Genomic DNA, 17,535 nt, shown 5'->3' on the forward strand with positions numbered 1-17,535 from the left:
GACAATAACTAGAAAGGGGCATCTACAACCATGGCACTACTGAGTGAACACGAGCAACGCCAGGTCGCTGAGGCGATCGCTCGGGTCGAAAAAACCACCGATGCCGAACTGGTCACCGTGCTGGCGGCCCGTGCCGATGATTACGCTTACATCCCGTTGCTCTGGGCCAGTCTGATCGCCTTGGTGGTGCCTGGCGTGGTGCATTACTTGTCGGGCTACCTGACCATGTACACCTTGCTGCTGGCACAGTGGGCGACGTTTATCGTGTTGTGCCTGGTGTTTCGCCTGCCGAAAGTCACCACGCGTCTGATCCCGCGTTCAGTGCGGCATTGGCGCGCGTCGAACCTGGCGCGCCGCCAGTTTCTGGAGCAGAACCTGCACCACACGCTGGGCGGCACTGGGGTGCTGATTTTTGTCAGCGAGGCGGAGCGCTATGTGGAAATCCTGGTGGACGAGGGCATTTCCAAGCGGATGGATGACAGCAGTTGGGACGCCATCGTCAAGGCGTTCACCCAGCAGGTGAAACAGGGGCAGACGTTGACCGGGTTTATTGCGTGCATCGAGGCCTGCGGCGAGTTGCTCAAGGTGCATGTGCCGGTGACGCAAACCCGTAATGAACTGCCCAACCGCCTGGTCGTGCTCGAATAACCCAAACTCCACTGGAGCAAAAATGTGGGAGGGGGCTTGCCCCGATGGCGGTGTATCAGCTCCAAATGAGTTGCTTGACACACTGCCATCGGGGCAAGCCCCCTCCCACATTTGGAGCTGTGCAGGCTGGACGAGTCGACCGTTGATCAAATAACCCCGTGCCCTAAACCTTCATCCCCCTAAAATGCCCGGCATTCCCAGCCCGAGGCGTTTTTGTTCATGTCCGTCACCGCTCAACCTGCCCGCCCTGCGCCGGATCATCACGCCCAGTTCATCGAACTGCTGAGCGCAAGCCTGGCGCAGAATGCGTTTATCAAGCTGGTGCTGGCCAAATACGTGGGTGAAGAAGCCGAGTTGCAACGGCTGATCATCAAGCCGGTCGAGGTCAAGGAGCAGGCCTGCCTGTCCTTCGTCTACCGCTACAAGACCCGCGATATCACCAAGAACTTGCCGCTGGCCGAGGGCGTGGCAGCGATTGCCGCGCTGCTGCCCACCTCGTTCAAGAATGCGCATTTGCTGGCGCTGACCGACGAAGCCCAGCTGGAATACAGCAAGAAGAACAAAAGCTCGCTGTTCAAAAGCAAGCCCCAGCAACTGCGTGAGGCGCCGTCCGCCGAGCACAACCGCGAGAAAAATCGCTTTCTTGACCTGAGCCGGCCATTCCTCGCCGACCTGGGCGTGACCGACGCCAAGCAGGCGCTGATCCCGTCGATGTCGCGCAAGTGGAAACAGATCAACAAGTTCATCGAAGTGTTCAGCCATGCGCTGACCTCGTCGCCGCTGAAACTGGACCAGCCGGTGCGCGTCGCCGATTTCGGTTCGGGCAAGGGTTACCTGACCTTCGCCATCCACGATTACCTGCGCAACACCCTCAAGGCCGAGGGCGAAGTGACTGGCGTGGAACTGCGCGAAGACATGGTGACATTGTGCAACAGCGCGGCCGCACGCCTGGAACACCCGGGGCTGGTGTTCAAGTGCGGTGACGTGCGCAGCGTGGCGCCGAGCGACCTGGACGTAATGATTGCGCTGCATGCCTGTGACATTGCCACCGATTACGCGATCCACACCGGTATTCGTTCGGGCGCGTCGATCATCATGTGCTCGCCGTGCTGCCACAAACAGATTCGCCTGCAGATCCAGAGCCCGGTGCTGCTCAAGCCGATGCTGCAATACGGCCTGCACCTGGGCCAACAAGCGGAAATGGTCACCGACAGCCTGCGTGCGCTGTACCTTGAGGCCTGCGGTTATGAGACCAAGGTGTTCGAGTTCATCTCGTTGGAACACACCAACAAGAACAAGATGATCCTGGCGATCAAGCGCAGCGAGCCGGTGGACAACGCGCAGTTGCTGGAGAAAATCCAGGCGCTGAAGGCGTTCTACCAGATCAGCGAACACTGCCTGGAAACCCTGCTGCGCGCGGATGGGTTCTTGAACTAAACACAGAGCTCCTGTGGGAGTGAGCTTGTGTGGGAGCCGGGCTTGCCCGCGATGGCGTCACCTCGGTTTTCTGATAGACCGAGTTGTCTGCATCGCAGGCAAGCCAGCTCCCACACAAGCCTGCTTTCTCATTAGATTGCGTTCACCTTGGCGGCAGGCGCTGGCTGCACCGCCGTCTTGCGCCCCAGCATCACCGTCACGATCACCCCGCAGGCAAACAGCCAGGTGATCGGCTCGATATGCTCGCCAAAAAACAACGCCGAAAACGCGATGGTGAAGAAGATCTGCAGCAACTGGATCTGGCTGACCCGCGCAATGCCGCCCATGGCCAACCCGGCGTACCAGGCGAAGAACCCCAGGAACTGCGAGAACAGCGACACGTAACCAAACGCCCACCAGGCACGCGTGGAAATCGCCCCTTGATGCTGCGCCGCCAGGTACCACACCGGGCCGATCAAGACCGGCGTCGACAGCACCAGCGCCCAGCAGATCACCTGCCAGCCACCCATTTCCTTGGCCAGGCGGCCACCTTCGGCATACCCCAGGCCGCCCACGGCAATCGCGCCGAGCATCAGCAAATCACCGGCCTGGACACTGCCGGCACCGGTGATCAACGCGTAACTCAACACCAATGCACTGCCCAGCGCCGCACAGGCCCAGAAGGCTTTTGACGGCCGCTCATGGGACAGCCACGCCGCATACAGCGCCACGCACAGCGGCTGCAGGCCGTTGACCAGCGCGCCATGGGAGGCTGGCAAGGTTTGCATGGCCCAGGCTGATAGCACCGGGAAACCGAGGATCACGCCAGCTATCACCAGGCACAGCCCGCGCACCTGGCGCCAGGTGGGCCAGCGCTCGCGGCGCCACAGCAACAGCGCCGCCGCCGGAATCGCCGCGAACAAGGCGCGGCCCAGGCCGTTGAGCAACGGATGGACTTCCTGCACGACGATGCGGGTGAACGGCAAGGTGAGGCTGAAGATGATGACGCCCAGCAGGCCGAGGGCCATGCCGGTGTTTTCGCGCGAGCTCATGATGGGGACCCGAATCGAGAGGGCTTCAAGGGAAGCCCATCTAGCCACAACCCTCGCCGATTGCTGGCCTACAGCTGGGTGCGGATTTATCCGTACAGTTGCAAACGCTCTGGTTGGCAGTGCCGCCGCCTTCGCCGCCTCGACAGCGCCCACAGAAGATCGCGAGCAACTGGAGATCCATGTGGGAGCTGTCGAGCTTTAGCGAGGCTGCGAAGGGCTCGCCTCGGTCGTGCAGACTAACCCAGACACCCGCAGCGCCTACCTTAGAAGAACCGCGTAATGCTGATCTTCGCATCGCGCCCTTTGGTGTAGGCACGGTCGCCACTCAGGGCCGGGCGGAAGTTGTTGTTGAGCAGGTTGTCCACGGTGAAATTCACCTCGGTGCCTTTCAGGTAAGCCTGTTGCGGTTTCCATTTGGCGAACAGTCCCTGGGTGTTGTAGGCCTTGTTACCGTACTGGTCGTAGAACAAGTCGCCCACGCTGCTGCCCGGCCCGCCGGAATATGTGTCGCTGGGCAAGCGGTCGGTGGCGCCGACGAACTGGCCTATCCAGCCCACCTGGGCATCCCAGGCCGGGATATTGGTGCCCAGCACCAGCACCCATTTGGTCGGTGGAATGTCACGTGCCGCCACATCCGGCCCCCATGGGTTGGTGTAGGCGCCTTGGTGATCACCTTTGGCGTAGGCGAACGACACCGAGCCGAACAGGTAGGTGGAGTTATAGAACGATTCGAGTTCAAAGCCCTTGATGGTCAGGCCGCCGATGTTGCGGTAATTGGGCATCGCCCCGGCCGGGCAGGCGCTGGAAATCGTGCCGCCGTTGATGGCCTGGTTCTGGCAGCCGACGCCGGTGGCCTTGAAGATTTCGTCTTCGACTTTGTTGTGGAACAGCGTGGTGCGCACTTGCAGGTTGTCGTCGTGGGCGATCAGGTTATCGAAGCTGACGACGCTGCCCACGGTGATCGATGTGATGCGCTCCGGGTCGAGGTCGACGCTGGTGGCAGTGCGGCTGCCCAGGCCTTGCACTTCATACTGTTCGTCGATGACCGGCGCGCGCCAGGTTTTGCTCCAGTTGGCGAACAACCCCAGGTTCGGCGTGACGTTCCAGAACAACGCCAGGCGTGGCGACCAGCCGGTGTAGGTGCGGCCGCTGTAATCGTGGCCGAACGACGGGTCCGGGTTGTTGTAGTACGGCGCATCGTTGCCTTCGCCGCGGTTGCGCACGTGGTCGTAGCGCAGGGACGGGGTGATGGTCACGTCGCCCACGGTCACCGCATCCTGGACAAAGAAGCTCTGGGTATCGACCTTGCCGTGGGGCATGAAACCCGGCTGGAAATGCCCGTAGTTGTAGCGCGCCGTGTTGTAGGTGGTGCCCGGCATCCACATCTCGGTTTCGCGGATGTGCTTGCGGATCTGCCCACCCACGGTGACCGCATGCTGCAAGGGCCCGGTGTCAAACAGGCTGACGTTGCGGATGTCGAGGTTTTTGTCGGTGTAGGACGTGTCCATCTTGCGCCCGCCGGTGGCCAGCTGGAAAAACGCCGTGGCGTCGCGCTCGTCGGTCTGGTCGGTGTTGGACTGGGAATATTTGACGGTCAGGTCCACCAGCGGGTTGTTCACGGGCTGGTATTCGTACTTGCCCGACCAGGTGGTGTCGACGGTGTCACGTTGGGCTAAAAAACGCTTCAACGCCCCTTCGTAGCCGTAGCGATCGATGTTGGCCTGGGTCGGCGGCGTCGGATAGCTGGCAGCAGAAAAAGGTGTCCAGCGGTTGCTGTGGGAACGCGAGTAGGAAAGCCCGACACTGTGCTCTTCGGTCAAGTGGGCGTTGACCTTGAACAACTTGCCGTCCACATCCTGGGCGCTGTTGGGCAGGCGTTGCGGGTTGACCGGGTATTCGTTGTTGTCGTTGGGCAGCTTGGCGGCCACTTTCATGTCGCCGCCGTCGCGCTGTGTCAGGTAGGCCAGCGCGTCGAAACGGCCGTCGTCGGTGCGGCCATACACAGCACCGCTGTAAACCTGTTCGTGGTCGTTGCTGGAGTAGCCGTACTTGAGCATCGCGCCGCTGTTGCGACCGTCCTGGAGCAGGTCCGGGGCATCTTTGGTGGTCATGTTGACCGTGCCGCCAAAGCCGCCGTTGCCGGTGAACGGTGAGTTGGGGCCTTTCTCCACCTCAATGCTCTTGATCAGCTCGGGCTCGATAAACACCGTGCCTTGCTGGTAGCGCTCAAAGCCGCTTTTGGTGGCACCGTCGACGGTCATGGGCACATCTTCGGCATCGCCGAAACCACGGATGTTGATGGTCTGGCCACCGGGTTTGAGCGAACCGCCCTGGCTCACCCCGGGCAAGGTCTGCAACAGGCTGGGGATGTTATTGGACTGGTAGCGGTCGATGTCGGCCTGGCTGAGGGTGGAGCGGTTGACGGTGCTTGAGTCGACTTCGTTACCGGTGCCGATCACGCTGAGTGCGTCCAGCTGAATGGCGCTGCTCTGGGTGGTCTTGCCCTCGTCGGGGCGCACCACGTAGGTGGTGCCGACCTTGATCAGGGTGAACTCGCCGTTTTTGAGCAGGCTGCGAATCGCCACTTCAGGGGTGAAGTCGCCATTGAGCGCCGGCGCTTGCACGTTCTTGAGCAGTGTTTCATCGAACAGCAGCTGGATTTTCGCCTGCTGCGCCACTTGGCTCAGGGACGTGGCCAGCGACTGGGCGGGCAGTTGCAGCTTGAAGGATTCGGCCTGGGCATTGAGGCTGAACGCCAGGCAGGTGGCAATCAGCGTCGGTCGAACAAACAGGTGCGAAGCGTGGCAAGGCGCGCGAAACATGAAATCCCCCGGGGTGGCTAAATAGCCAAAAAGGTGTGCGTATCAAACACAGTCGGGAGGAAGACGGGGCAGGCCAAAAAAACCACACATGCGAATGCAAAATATTCTCAAGTGTGGCTATACCAGTCTTACTTGATGGGTTCGATTCTCACCACGCCATCGGCCGAGGCCACGGTTTTCACCGGCAGCAGGGCAGGCAGTGCGTTGAGCAGGGCGTCCGGGTCATTCACATCCAGATTGCCCGAGACCTTCAGGTGTGCCACTGATTTGCTGACCTGCAGCGGTGCCTGCGGCCGATAAAGGCTCAGTTCGTCGATCAGGCTGGCGAGGTCGCGGTTGCGAAACGACAGGTGCCCGCTGCGCCAGTCCGCCACTTCTTCAGCACTCAGGGTTTGTTGTTGCACTGTGCCCTTGGCGTAGCTGTAGATAGCGCGTTGTTGAGCGCCGAGCACGCTCACCGGGCTTTTGCGGTCGGGCTCGAACGCCACCTGGCCATGGGCGACGCTGACCACCAGCTGCTGCTGGCTGCGCCGCACATCAAAACCGGTGCCGACCACCCGCACATTCGCCTCGCCGGCTTGCACGTACAGCGGCCGTTCCTTGTCGGCGGCGACGTCGATGTAGAGCTGGCCCTTGTCCAGGTGAAGGATGCGTTGGTGGGCGCTGAAATCCACGCGCAGGCGTGTGTTGGCATTCACGTAGAGAGTGCTGCCATCGGGCAGGTTCAGGGTGCGCATGCCTTTGGCATGCGCGGCAACCTGGCTGTGATAAAGCTCGCGCGGTGCGCCGATAGGTGTGGCCAGCACGGCGCACACCAGCGCGGCCGCCACCGCCAGGGCAGGGCGCCAGAGCGACGGCTTGCGCTTGGGCAACGGCACCGGTTTGTTCAATTGCTGCAACTGGGCGAGGTCGGCCCACAGTTGCTCGAACTCAGCATAGGCACGCGCATGGGCGGGTTCGGCCTGCCAGGCAGCAAAGGCCCTGCGGTCGGCGCGCCCCATGTGACTGCGGTTGCGGGCAAACCAGCTGGCGGCTTGGGCATCGATGGAGTCGCTCGCTTCGATGTCCAGCGCGTCAAGGTCGCTCAGGCGGTTCATTCTGGCTGCTCCGTGCCGGGTTCGTGTTGAAGGCGTCGCTTGCAATGCAGCAGGGCCAAGGCGATGTGCTTTTCCACCATGCTGGTCGAAATGCCCATGCGCTCGGCGATCTGCGCCTGGCTCAGGCCTTCGAAGCGGTGCAGCATAAGGGCTTCTCGCCTGCGGGGCGAGAGCTCGGCGAGGACTTCTTTCAACTGTTCCAGGCGTTGCAAGCGTTGCGCGGCGGCCATGGGGTCGTTTTGCTCGTCGGTGACCGGCTCGGCGTCCCTTGCGGCCGGGTCTGAGTGGACGCTCTGCCGTACCTTCTGTTTACGCCAGTGATCGCGCAGCAAATTGCGCGCCATTTGGAACAGAAACGCCCGTGGCTGCTCGACCTTGGCGCGGTCGCGGTAGTCCAGCCATTGGGTGAAGACATCCTGGGTCATGTCCGCCGCGTCGCTGGCGTTGTCCGTGCGTTTGCGCAGGAAATACAGAATGTCTGCATAAAACCCGCGAAAGGCATCGGCCGACAACGGGTCGGGCTTGGGACGAGACATGGATATCCTTCTTGACGAAGCACGACGTAGAAAAGCCGCGAATGATATCGAGAACTATTGTCATTTGTCTCTAGGTAACCGATGCACTCAGTCAAAATGTGGGCGCTGGCTTGCCAGCTCCCACGGGGACCACTGCTCTAGCGCAGCAGTGTCTTCAACTGCTCGATCCCCGCTTCACTCAGCGGGAACACCGGCAACCTAGGATCACCCGCCTCCAGACCGGTCAACCGCAACCCGGCCTTGATCGTCGCCGGCAAACCGCCTTTGAGGATGAATTCCAGCAGCGGCAACTGGCGATAGAACAATTCCCGCGCCAGTGTCAGGTCATTGGCCAACACCGCGTTATACAAATCCAGGTTGAGCTTCGGGATCAGGTTCGGCGCCGCCGTTCATCATCTACCCGCCGGCGCAGTTCACTGACAAGACCTTCAAGGAGCATGTTGGGGAGGAGTTTTTGTTCGTGCATGAAGGCCAGGTCGAAGTGGATTTCATGAGCGAACGGGTGATTCTGGCGCGCGGCGATGCGCTGCATTTCAATGCGCAAAAGCCCCACCGGATTCGCTCGGTGGGCGAGGTGCAGGCGCAGTTGTTGGTGGTGGTGCACAGCTCAGAAGACTAAGTGCAATCGCTATTTGAAATGCGATCAATGTGGGAGCTGGCTTGCCTGCGATAGCGGTGTATCAGTGACAAATATGCAAGCTGACCCACCGTTATCGCAGGCAAGCCAGCTCCCACATTTTGATCTTCTTTGTTCGGGGGATCAGCGCTCGACCGGCACCGAGAGCGCCGAATTACCCAACGGATGGGTGCGTGCCGCAAAAAACTTCAACTCCACACCGCTGCCCTCAAACAACTCTGAATACCGGCGCTTCTGCTGGCGAATAAACCCATCGCTGCGCCCCGACACCGAGATCGCCAGCGTCGTCAGACTGGCCTGGCGCAACGCATCCACCAAGTGCTTATCCTGCGGCCCAAGGTCATGGCCGAAGATGCACAGCGCCCCTTCATGGGCGAGCAACTGCTCATAACAGAACGACAAATAGTCCGAACTGCGGATGGTCTTGAGCTTCTCTTCCACCTTGCCTTCGCTGACAAACAGCGGCACGTCGTCCAGGGTCTTGATCGTGTTGTTGATCGCAAAACTGCTCAGCAACGTGCTGTCGGTGGACGGCAATTTGCGCGCCGTACCGTCGAGGTTGCGCACCAGGTGCAGGCCGCCGTGCAGGTACAGAATGCGCGTGGCATCGGTGCGGGTGTTACGCAGGTCGAAGCTTGAGTCGGCGCTGCGAAACAGGTCATCGATGCCCGGCGTGTGCAGGATGGCCCAGTAGTTGAGCAGGTCGTAATTGCTGGTGAAAACGGTGGGGTAGCGGGCCAGTTCCGCGTTGATCGTCGCCAGTGTGGATGGCTGCATCAGGCGCCACGGAATATGCACGGCGTGGATGGTATTGATCAGCGCTTCCTTGATCGCGTAATAGCGATTACGCGGCGCCGCCGAGCTGACCGCCAGCGCCTTGTTGACCCGGCTGGTGGTTTTCAGTGCGCCCAGCGCTTGCTCGAAGCTGCGGGTTTGCAGGGCGTCAAACACACTCAGCTCGGATTGGCTGAGGGGTTTTTCTTCGACGGTGCGGGCGTTTTCAAACAGCGAGTCGTAGGCAAAGTCTTCCCAAATCACCCGGCTCGCGCCGTTGCCGATCAGAATCCCACTGAAGTCGACAGCGCTGCGCAGCGCGCTCCAGTCTTCAAGGTGGGCGTCAATATCCTGGAAATCCTTCATTGCGGCGGGTCTACTCGAAATCGGCTGGGTGGTGACTTTATCACGAGCTGGCGTTGATCCTGATCAAGATGCCGCGGCCAACTCAGGTTGATCCTGTAGACATAACGCCTCTGAGGATTTGCCATGAGCAGCACCTTCTTCATTCCCGCCGTCAACATCATGGGCACCGACTGCCTCGACGAAGCCATGAATGCCATCCGCAATTACGGCTTTCGCAAAGCGCTGATCGTCACCGACACGGGCCTGGCCAAAGCGGGCGTGGCCAGCATGATCGCCGAGAAGCTGGCGATGCAGGACATCGAATCGGTGATCTACGATGGCGCCAAGCCCAACCCCAATGTGGAAAACGTCGAGAAAGGCCTGGCGCTGTTGCAGCACGGCCACTGCGATTTCGTGGTCTCCCTGGGCGGCGGTTCGCCCCATGACTGCGCCAAAGGCATCGCCTTGTGCGCCACCAATGGTGGGCATATCGGCGACTACGAAGGCGTTGATCAATCCAGCAAGCCGCAACTGCCGCTGGTGGCCATCAACACCACCGCCGGTACTGCCAGTGAGATGACGCGTTTTTGCATCATCACCGACGAAACCCGCCACGTGAAAATGGCCATCGTCGATCGCAACGTCACGCCGCTGCTGTCGGTCAACGACCCGACGCTGATGGTCGGCATGCCCAAGGGCCTGACCGCCGCCACCGGCATGGACGCGTTGACCCACGCCATCGAGGCCTACGTGTCGACCGCCGCCACACCGATCACCGACGCCTGCGCGATCAAGGCAATCGAACTGATCAGCGCCAACCTGCGCCTGGCGGTACGCGACGGCAGCGACAAGGTCGCGCGGGAAAACATGGCCTATGCGCAATTCCTCGCCGGGATGGCGTTCAACAATGCGTCCCTGGGGTTTGTGCACGCCATGGCCCACCAACTTGGCGGCCTTTACGACCTGCCCCATGGCGTGTGCAACGCGGTGTTGCTGCCCCACGTACAAAGCTTCAACGCCAGCGTCTGCGCCAAGCGCTTGAGCGACGTGGCGCGCGCCTTGGGTGCCGACATCAAGGGCATCACGCCCGAAGAGGGCGCCCAGGCCGCCATCGCCGCCATCCGTGCGTTGGCTCAGGAGGTTGAAATCCCGGCCGGCTTGCGCGAGCTGGGGGCCAAGCTGCAAGACATTCCGCTGCTGGCCACCAATGCGTTGAAGGACGCCTGTGGGCTGACCAACCCGCGGCGCGCCGATCAGCGCCAGATCGAGGAGATTTTCCGCAGCGCGTTCTAAAGAGGGCGGTCGCACGCGGCAAGCGATAAGCTACAGGCTCAACTGCATTCAACTTGAGCACGAAGCTTGCGGCTTGCCGCTGAGGTCCCCCCATGAGAGTTCTGTTATTCGGCGCCACCGGCATGGTCGGCCAAGGCGTGCTGCGCGAGTGCCTGCTGGCCGCAGATGTGCAGGAAGTCGTCGCCGTTGGCCGCACCCCCTTGACCCAGGAACACGGCAAGCTGCATCAGGTGCTGCACAGCGACATGCTGGATTTCCAGCCGCTGGAAAACTTGCTGCAGGGGTTTGATGCGTGCTTCTTCTGCCTCGGCGTTTCGTCGGCGGGCATGAATGAAACCAAGTACACCCACCTCACCTATGACCTGACCCTGGTCGCCGCCAGTACCCTGGCGCGGCTCAATCCGCAGATGACCTTTATCTACGTGTCCGGCGCCGGCACCGACAGCTCCGAAGTGGGCAAGTCGATGTGGGCGCGGGTCAAGGGCAAAACCGAAAACGCCTTGCTGCGCTTGCCGTTCAAGGCGGTTTACCTGTTTCGGCCGGGGGTGATCCAGCCGCTGCATGGCGTGCGCTCGAAAACGCCGTTGTACCAATCCTTTTATTCCGTGCTCGGGCCGCTGCTCACGTTTGTGCGTCGGCTCAAACCCGCCTGGGTAGTGAGCACCGAGACCGTCGGCCAGGCCATGTTGGCGGCCGTGCGCCATGGCGCGCCAAACGCGGTGGTGGAGCAGGCCGAGATCAATCGACTGGCCGCCGAGCGCAGCTGATGTTGCACAAGAGCCTGGTGCGTCGCCTGGATCTGATCACCTTGCAGCTGTTCGTTGCGGTGTTTGAAGAGGGCACGTTGACTCGCGCGGCAGCCCGTGAAGCCATCGCGGTGTCGGCCGCGAGCAAGCGGCTGATGGAGCTGGAACAGGTGCTGGGCGTCAGCCTGTTTGTGCGCCGGGCCAAGGGCATGGACCTGACGGCGGCGGGCGAAACCCTGCTGCACCATGCGCGGCAGATGCTGTTCAACGTCGAAAAAATGGGCCTGGAACTGGGCGAGCACAGCCATGGCGTGCGCGGATATGTGCGCATGCTGGCCAATCTGTCGGCGATCATTCAGTTTCTGCCGGAAGACTTGCGGGACTTTTGCGCGCTGCACCCCGAGGTGAAAACCGACCTGGAAGAACGCCCCAGCAATGGCGTGGTACAGGGCGTGCTGGACGGCGTGGCCGACCTTGGGATCTGTTCCAGTGACGCTGACACCAAAGGCCTGCCCAGCGTGACCTATCGCCACGACAAACTGGTGGTGCTGATGCCGGCGGCGCATCCGTTGGCCGCACGCGAAACCCTGGCGTTCGCCGAAACACTCGACAGTGATTACGTTGGCCTGCATGCCGCCAGCTCGATCAATATGCGCACCCACGCGGCCGCGCGCGAGGCCGGCAAGATGCTGCGCCTGCGCATCCACGTGCCAGGGTTTGATGCGATGTGCCGGATGGTTCAGGCGAACATGGGCATCGGGATCCTGCCGCAAAAAGCTTACGAGCTGTTCGGCCGCGCGTTGGGGTTGCACGCGGTGCCGCTCACGGATGCCTGGTCGGATCGCAGTTTGATTGTGGTGATACGTGACCAGGCGCAGCTGTCGCCAGTGAGTCGCCTGTTGTTTGAATACCTGCGCGGGACGCAAGCGTAATTCAGACACGCACGGCCTCACCGCGAGCAAGCCCGGCTCCCACAGGGAAACCCGCTCATCTGTGGGAGCCGGGCTTGCCCGCGAGAGCGGATCTGATGGGCGCCGACAGGGCGTAGCCGTTCGCAATCCACGAACGCTGCTTGCCAACTGACGGTTGGATTTCTCCCACGGCTGTCCTCTAGCCTTGGCCACACATTCCAAGAATAAGAGGCACACCCCATGACGGCTCCATTGAGCGGTATCAAGGTGATTGAGATCGGCACCCTGATTGCCGCGCCGTTCGCCGCCCGGCTGATGGCCGAGTTTGGCGCCGAGGTGATCAAGATCGAAGCCCTGGGTCAGGGCGACCCGCTTCGTAAATGGCGAAAGCTGCACGAAGGCACTTCGCTGTGGTGGTACCTGCAATCGCGCAACAAGAAGTCCCTGGCGTTGGACCTCAAGTCACCGGAAGGCCTGGGTTTGATCAAGCAATTGCTCGGCGACGCCGACGTGCTGATCGAAAACCTGCGCCCCGGTGGCCTGGAAAAACTCGGCCTGGGCTGGGACGTGTTGCACGCCCTCAACCCCAAGCTGACCCTGGTGCGCATCTCCGGCTATGGCCAGACCGGCCCCTACCGCGACCGCCCAGGCTTCGGGGCCATCGGCGAGGCCATGGGCGGCATCCGCTACACCACCGGCAACCCGGACTCGCCACCGGCGCGGGTGGGCGTGAGCCTGGGCGATTCCCTCGCGTCACTGCACGGCGTGATCGGCGCGCTGATGTCGCTGCTGCGGGTCAAGACCGGGCAGGGCGATGGGCAGATTGTCGATGTGTCGCTGGCCGAAAGCGTGTTCAACCTGATGGAAAGCCTGGTGCCTGAATACGACATGCTCGGCCACGTGCGCGAGCGCAGCGGCGGCGCCTTGCCCGGCATCGCGCCGTCCAATACCTACCTGACCGCCGACGGTGCCTATGTGGTGATCGCCGGTAACAGTGACCCGATCTACAAGCGTTTGATGACAACCATCGGCCGCGCCGACCTGGCCGACGCGCCGGAGTTTGCCCACAACGATGGCCGCGCGGCGAAAAGTGCTTTGCTAGACGCGGCGATCACCCACTGGACCAGCAGCTTGCCCATCGACCAGGTGCTCAGCGCCCTGGAGGCTGCCGAGGTGCCGGCCGGGCGCATCTATTCGGTGGCCGATATCGTCAGCGACCCGCATTACCAGGCGCGCGACATGCTGCTCAATGCCGAACTGCCTGGCGGCGTGTCGGTAAAAATGCCCGGCATCGTGCCCAAGCTGTCCGAAACTCCCGGCGCGGTGAACTGGCAAGGCCCGACCCTGGGCCAGCACACCGACGACATCCTCGGCAGCCTCGGCCTGACCGATACCGATATCCAACGCCTGAAAACCTCGGGAGTGGTGCAATGATCACCGATTATTCTGACCCGCTGATCGTGCAGGAAGTGTCCCCGCGCGATGGCCTGCAGATCGAGCCGACCTGGGTCGAGACAGCCGACAAAATCGCGTTGATCGACCAGCTGTCGCTGGCCGGGTTTTCGCGGATCGAAGCCGGTTCATTTGTCTCGCCCAAAGCCATTCCCGCATTGCGTGATGGCGAGCAGGTGTTCCAGGGCATCGCGCGCAAGCCCGGGGTGATTTATGTGGCGTTGATCCCCAACCTCAAGGGCGCCCAGCGCGCCATCGAGTCCCGCGCCGATGAGTTGAACCTGGTGATGTCCGCCAGCCATACCCACAACCTGGCAAATATGCGCATGCGTTGCGAGGCCTCGTTGGCGGCCTTTAAAGACATCGTCAGCTTCGCCGCCGACTACCCGGTGCGCCTCAACGGCAGCATCGCCACCACCTTCGGTTGCCCGTTCGAAGGAAAGATTGATGAAGACCGCGTGCTGCAAATCGTCGATGCCTATCGCGCGTTGGGCATCCAGGGCATCACCCTGGCCGACACCACCGGCATGGCCAACCCGCGCCAAGTTGAGCGCCTGGTCAAACGTGTATTGCAGCATGTGCCAGCCAGCGATCTGACCCTGCATTTTCACAACACCCGTGGCCTGGGCTTGTGCAATGTGCTGGCGGCTTACGAGGCCGGCGCCCGGCGTTTTGATGCGGCCCTGGGCGGCCTCGGCGGTTGCCCGTTTGCGCCGGGGGCGTCGGGCAATATCTGCACCGAAGACCTGGTCAACCTGTGCGAGGAGGTTGGGATTGCTACCGGGATCGACCTGCCGCACCTGTTGCACATGTCCCGCCGACTGCCGGCGCTGCTTGGCCATGAGCTGCCAGGCCAGGTGGCCAAGGCCGGGCGCAACGGCGACCTGCAACCGCCGCCCGCTTACATCGCCACGCTGTAACACCGCACCAGACAACAAAAACAATCGGGCGCCGTTGAGCAGCCCGCTGGAGAGAAAGCATGAGCACTAATACGTTAGAGGCCGGCGCGCGCCCGGCCGCTGAGATCGATGCCGAAAAAGCCCTGGTCAGCAAGGTCGCCTGGCGCCTGATGCCGCTGATCATGGTGTGCTACCTGTTCGCGTTTTTTGACCGCATCAACATCAGCTTCGCCAAGTTCCAACTGCAAACCGACCTGAGCCTGAGCGACACCGCTTATGGCCTGGGTGCCGGGCTGTTTGTGGTCGGCTATGTGATCTTCGAAGTGCCGAGCAACATGATGCTGTACAAGGTCGGCGCGCGGCGCTGGATCGCGCGGATCATGATGTCGTGGGGCCTGGCCACGGCGGCCATGGTGTTTGTCACCGCCGAGTGGCAGTTCTACGGCCTGCGTTTCATCATCGGCGCCATGGAGGCTGGCTTCGCGCCGGGCGTGCTGTATTACCTGACCTTGTGGTTCCCGCAACACTTTCGTGGGCGCATCACCTCGCTGCTGTTCCTGGCTTCGGCCTTCGCGGGGTTGGTCGGCGCGCCGTTCTCGGGGCTGGTGTTGGAACATCTGGACGGCGTGTTGCAGATGCGCGGCTGGCACTGGTTGTTTCTGCTCGGCGGCTTGCCCTGCATCGGCCTGGGGTTTCTGGTGCTGACGTTGCTCAAAGACCGTATTGAAGACGCGCAGTGGCTGACGCCTGCAGAGAAGACCTTGCTGTCGAGCAAAATCGCCAGGCATGAGCCGAATCAGCACGGGGGTTCGCTGCTGTCGGCGATCCGCATTCCAGGCTTCTTGATGCTCGGCTTTATCTACTTCCTGATCCAGATCGCGTCCTACGGGCTCAACTTCTGGGCACCGCAGTTGATCCGCAGCGCCGGCACCCAGAGCCCGGTGATGATCGGCCTGCTCACCGCGATTCCCTATGTGTGCGGCGCGATCAGCATGATGGTGATCGGGCGGCTGTCGGACGCCACCGGCGAGCGGCGCAAGTTTGTCTGTGGCCTGGTGGTGTTGGGGGCGATTGGTTTTTTCAGCGCCGGGATTTTTGCCGACCACACCACGTTCCTGATCATCGCCCTGGGCATGCTGGGCGCGGGCATCATCGCCTCGATCCCGACCTTCTGGACCTTGCCGCCCAAACTGCTGGCGGGCGCGGGAGCCGGTGCGGCCGGCGGCATAGCGGTGATCAACACCCTCGGTCAGTTCGGCGGCATCGTCAGCCCGGTGATGGTGGGGCGGATCAAGGACCTCACCGGCAGCACCACCCCGGCGCTGTATGTGATCGGCATGTGCGCCCTGTTGGCCGCGGCATTGTTGTTGTGGGGCTTGCCACACAAGCTGCGTACGCTCGACAAGGCCTGATCATCCTGTCGCTGCCAACGTTCGGGCAGGCGTGCTGCTGAACTGAATCAACACCACGCCGCCAATCAACAACAGCGCCCCCAACACGCGGGGCGTTGTCAGTTGGCGCTCCACCAGGCCGAACAGCCCGAAGTGATCGAGCAACAGTGAGGCAAGAATCTGCCCGGCCATGGCCAAGGCAATGAACCCCGACGCGCCGAGCTTGGGCAACAGCATCAGCGCCAGGGAAATAAAGCACACGCCAAATGCCCCACCGGCCCACATCCACAACGGCGCTTGAGTGATGAACGCGAGGCTCGGCAGCGGTAAACGCAGCGCCAGAATGACCGGCAGCAGCACGATAATACTCACCAACAGTGACGCCAGCGTGGCCCACAACGGGTGACCGAGCCCGCGCCCGAGGTTGGCGTTGATTGCGCTTTGAAACGGCACCACGGCCCCGGCGATCACCGCCAGCGCCAGCAAACCCAGCCAATGCAACGTCGTCATTTCGAATCTCCCAGAGGTTTTGCTGGACTCTAGGCTATTCGTCGCGCAAATTTAAATTCCAAATTCGTATGCTGAGCATGCAGCCGATGAATGATCTGCGTCGCATCGACCTCAACCTGCTGGTGATTCTGGAAGCCTTGCTCAGCGAGCAACATGTCACCCGCGCCGCCGAGCGTCTGCACCTGAGCCAGCCGGCAGTCAGCCATGCATTGGCGCGTTTGCGGGATCTGCTGGGTGACCCCTTGCTCGTGCGCCAGGGCGGAACATTGGTGCCGACGGCGCGAGCCCTGGAGTTGGCGACGCCTTTGGCTGAAGCCCTGGCCCAGGTGCAAGCACTGTTGGCGCCGAACCGGTTTGACCCGGCGTCGGCCAAGCGCAGGTTTCGCGTGGCGATGTCGGACTACAGCGCGGCGATTTTCCTGCCGGGGCTGGTCCGCGTTCTGCGCCGTGAAGCCCCTGGCATCGACCTGCAAATCGTCCAGGCCAGCCGTGAGGGCATGGTAGACGCCGTGCTCAACGGCGATATCGACCTGGCCGCCGGGGTATTCCCCGATATGCCCGCCGAACTGCGCACCACGCCTTTGTTTGAGGAGCATTACAGCTGCCTGGTCGACCGCAACAGCCTGCCGCCCAGTGGCGTGCTTGACCTGCCCACCTATTTGTCGCGCCCGCACGTGCTGTTGGAAATGCGCGGCAGCGGCACGCCGGAAATCGAGCGGGCGTTGACGGCGATTCGTGAACGGCGCCATGTGGCAATCAGCCTGCCGCATTGGGGCGTGGCGCCGCAGCTGATCCAGGGCACCGACCTGATTTTGACGGTGTCATCCAGGGGCTTGCTCAACATCGATCAACAGCATCTGCTGGCCGTGCCGCCACCGTTTCATATCCACTCGTTTGCCGTTGAACTGGTGTGGCATGCACGGCGGGGCGGCGATTCGGGGTTGCAGTGGCTGATTGGGCAGGTGCAAGGTGTGCTGTCCTAAGGCTATCGATCACAGGAAAAAAC

Annotated in this window: 15 protein-coding genes and 2 pseudogenes; 10 read left to right on the forward strand and 7 right to left on the reverse strand. The window is 61.9% G+C overall.

Going from position 1 to position 17,535, the window contains the following annotated elements:
• The first annotated feature begins 30 nt into the window (after positions 1-30).
• Together AB5I78_RS07490 and AB5I78_RS07495 are read left to right on the forward strand one after the other, a co-directional pair.
• Positions 31-648, forward strand: coding sequence for a TPM domain-containing protein (locus tag AB5I78_RS07490; RefSeq protein ID WP_369300737.1), 618 nt, complete (start codon positions 31-33; stop codon positions 646-648).
• Positions 649-867: 219 nt separating this feature from the next.
• Complete coding sequence (locus AB5I78_RS07495) at positions 868-2,085, forward strand: SAM-dependent methyltransferase (RefSeq protein ID WP_145162813.1); 1,218 nt, start codon at positions 868-870, stop codon at positions 2,083-2,085.
• 131 nt (positions 2,086-2,216) lie between these two features.
• Here AB5I78_RS07495 and AB5I78_RS07500 read toward each other — a convergent pair whose 3' ends face one another.
• From AB5I78_RS07500 to AB5I78_RS07520, 5 genes and pseudogenes are all read right to left on the reverse strand, one after another.
• The gene (locus AB5I78_RS07500) at positions 2,217-3,116 is read right to left on the reverse strand and encodes a DMT family transporter (protein ID WP_145162815.1); all 900 of its coding nucleotides are present in this window, start codon (positions 3,114-3,116) and stop codon (positions 2,217-2,219) included.
• A 263-nt stretch (positions 3,117-3,379) separates the two neighbouring features.
• Positions 3,380-5,938, reverse strand: a complete 2,559-nt coding sequence (locus tag AB5I78_RS07505; protein WP_369300735.1) for a TonB-dependent hemoglobin/transferrin/lactoferrin family receptor — start codon at positions 5,936-5,938, stop codon at positions 3,380-3,382.
• Between the two features lie 128 nt (positions 5,939-6,066).
• Entirely contained in the window at positions 6,067-7,035 is a 969-nt protein-coding gene (locus tag AB5I78_RS07510) for a FecR domain-containing protein (RefSeq protein WP_369300733.1), read from the reverse strand.
• Positions 7,032-7,571, reverse strand: a complete 540-nt coding sequence (locus AB5I78_RS07515) for an RNA polymerase sigma factor (RefSeq protein ID WP_242194145.1) — start codon at positions 7,569-7,571, stop codon at positions 7,032-7,034. Before AB5I78_RS07515 ends, AB5I78_RS07510 begins: the two co-directional genes overlap by 4 nt.
• 137 nt (positions 7,572-7,708) lie before the next feature.
• Positions 7,709-7,960 (reverse strand): annotated as a pseudogene (locus AB5I78_RS07520) (dihydrodipicolinate synthase family protein); the annotation flags it as partial.
• Here AB5I78_RS07520 and AB5I78_RS07525 point away from each other — a divergent pair.
• Positions 7,954-8,190, forward strand: a pseudogene (locus AB5I78_RS07525) (cupin domain-containing protein); the annotation flags it as partial. The pseudogenes AB5I78_RS07520 and AB5I78_RS07525 sit on opposite strands and share 7 nt — an antisense overlap.
• Before the next feature lie 141 nt (positions 8,191-8,331).
• On the opposite strand, the gene AB5I78_RS07530 reads toward AB5I78_RS07525, so the two are convergent.
• Positions 8,332-9,348: a DUF4917 family protein gene (locus AB5I78_RS07530; protein WP_369300732.1), complete on the reverse strand. Its 1,017-nt coding sequence runs from the start codon at positions 9,346-9,348 to the stop codon at positions 8,332-8,334.
• 123 nt (positions 9,349-9,471) lie between these two features.
• On the opposite strand from AB5I78_RS07530, the gene yiaY reads away from it, so the two are divergent.
• The 6 genes from yiaY to AB5I78_RS07560 all read left to right on the forward strand — a co-directional run bounded on the left by yiaY (position 9,472) and on the right by AB5I78_RS07560 (position 16,040).
• Positions 9,472-10,620 carry an L-threonine dehydrogenase gene (gene yiaY / locus AB5I78_RS07535; RefSeq protein WP_369300730.1) on the forward strand — a complete coding sequence of 383 codons (1,149 nt, stop codon included), beginning with the start codon at positions 9,472-9,474 and terminating at the stop codon, positions 10,618-10,620.
• Between the two features lie 92 nt (positions 10,621-10,712).
• On the forward strand, positions 10,713-11,387 hold the full coding sequence (locus AB5I78_RS07540; RefSeq protein WP_369300729.1) for an NAD(P)H-binding protein: 675 nt from the start codon (positions 10,713-10,715) through the stop codon (positions 11,385-11,387).
• On the forward strand, positions 11,387-12,298 hold the full coding sequence (locus AB5I78_RS07545) for a LysR family transcriptional regulator (protein WP_145162833.1): 912 nt from the start codon (positions 11,387-11,389) through the stop codon (positions 12,296-12,298). Before AB5I78_RS07540 ends, AB5I78_RS07545 begins: the two co-directional genes overlap by 1 nt.
• A 219-nt stretch (positions 12,299-12,517) precedes the next feature.
• Entirely contained in the window at positions 12,518-13,711 is a 1,194-nt protein-coding gene (locus AB5I78_RS07550) for a CaiB/BaiF CoA transferase family protein (protein WP_369300728.1), read from the forward strand.
• On the forward strand, positions 13,708-14,649 hold the full coding sequence (locus AB5I78_RS07555; protein WP_369300727.1) for a hydroxymethylglutaryl-CoA lyase: 942 nt from the start codon (positions 13,708-13,710) through the stop codon (positions 14,647-14,649). Before AB5I78_RS07550 ends, AB5I78_RS07555 begins: the two co-directional genes overlap by 4 nt.
• Positions 14,650-14,708: 59 nt before the next feature.
• The gene (locus AB5I78_RS07560; protein ID WP_369300726.1) at positions 14,709-16,040 is read left to right on the forward strand and encodes an MFS transporter; all 1,332 of its coding nucleotides are present in this window, start codon (positions 14,709-14,711) and stop codon (positions 16,038-16,040) included.
• Here the strand turns inward: AB5I78_RS07560 and AB5I78_RS07565 are convergent, their stop codons facing one another.
• Entirely contained in the window at positions 16,041-16,529 is a 489-nt protein-coding gene (locus AB5I78_RS07565; RefSeq protein ID WP_145162841.1) for a DMT family transporter, read from the reverse strand. It lies immediately after the preceding gene.
• Between the two features lie 68 nt (positions 16,530-16,597).
• Here AB5I78_RS07565 and AB5I78_RS07570 point away from each other — a divergent pair, with 68 nt between their 5' ends.
• A complete protein-coding gene (locus tag AB5I78_RS07570) occupies positions 16,598-17,512 on the forward strand; it encodes a LysR family transcriptional regulator (RefSeq protein ID WP_369300725.1) in 915 nt (304 codons plus the stop codon).
• Positions 17,513-17,535 lie beyond the last annotated feature (23 nt).

The organism is Pseudomonas sp. N2-3-1-14 (assembly GCF_041228395.1).
Lineage (GTDB): Bacteria > Pseudomonadota > Gammaproteobacteria > Pseudomonadales > Pseudomonadaceae > Aquipseudomonas.

What these genes read in the sequence shown, in the direction of transcription:
- AB5I78_RS07490 (WP_369300737.1), top strand. Translation starts at nt 31, where the DNA reads ATGGCACTACTGAGTGAACACGAGCAACGCCAGGTCGCTGAGGCGATC.
- AB5I78_RS07495 (WP_145162813.1), top strand. Translation starts at nt 868, where the DNA reads ATGTCCGTCACCGCTCAACCTGCCCGCCCTGCGCCGGATCATCACGCC.
- AB5I78_RS07500 (WP_145162815.1), bottom strand. Translation starts at nt 3,116, where the DNA reads ATGAGCTCGCGCGAAAACACCGGCATGGCCCTCGGCCTGCTGGGCGTC.
- AB5I78_RS07505 (WP_369300735.1), bottom strand. Translation starts at nt 5,938, where the DNA reads ATGTTTCGCGCGCCTTGCCACGCTTCGCACCTGTTTGTTCGACCGACG.
- AB5I78_RS07510 (WP_369300733.1), bottom strand. Translation starts at nt 7,035, where the DNA reads ATGAACCGCCTGAGCGACCTTGACGCGCTGGACATCGAAGCGAGCGAC.
- AB5I78_RS07515 (WP_242194145.1), bottom strand. Translation starts at nt 7,571, where the DNA reads ATGTCTCGTCCCAAGCCCGACCCGTTGTCGGCCGATGCCTTTCGCGGG.
- AB5I78_RS07530 (WP_369300732.1), bottom strand. Translation starts at nt 9,348, where the DNA reads ATGAAGGATTTCCAGGATATTGACGCCCACCTTGAAGACTGGAGCGCG.
- yiaY (WP_369300730.1), top strand. Translation starts at nt 9,472, where the DNA reads ATGAGCAGCACCTTCTTCATTCCCGCCGTCAACATCATGGGCACCGAC.
- AB5I78_RS07540 (WP_369300729.1), top strand. Translation starts at nt 10,713, where the DNA reads ATGAGAGTTCTGTTATTCGGCGCCACCGGCATGGTCGGCCAAGGCGTG.
- AB5I78_RS07545 (WP_145162833.1), top strand. Translation starts at nt 11,387, where the DNA reads ATGTTGCACAAGAGCCTGGTGCGTCGCCTGGATCTGATCACCTTGCAG.
- AB5I78_RS07550 (WP_369300728.1), top strand. Translation starts at nt 12,518, where the DNA reads ATGACGGCTCCATTGAGCGGTATCAAGGTGATTGAGATCGGCACCCTG.
- AB5I78_RS07555 (WP_369300727.1), top strand. Translation starts at nt 13,708, where the DNA reads ATGATCACCGATTATTCTGACCCGCTGATCGTGCAGGAAGTGTCCCCG.
- AB5I78_RS07560 (WP_369300726.1), top strand. Translation starts at nt 14,709, where the DNA reads ATGAGCACTAATACGTTAGAGGCCGGCGCGCGCCCGGCCGCTGAGATC.
- AB5I78_RS07565 (WP_145162841.1), bottom strand. Translation starts at nt 16,529, where the DNA reads ATGACGACGTTGCATTGGCTGGGTTTGCTGGCGCTGGCGGTGATCGCC.
- AB5I78_RS07570 (WP_369300725.1), top strand. Translation starts at nt 16,598, where the DNA reads ATGCTGAGCATGCAGCCGATGAATGATCTGCGTCGCATCGACCTCAAC.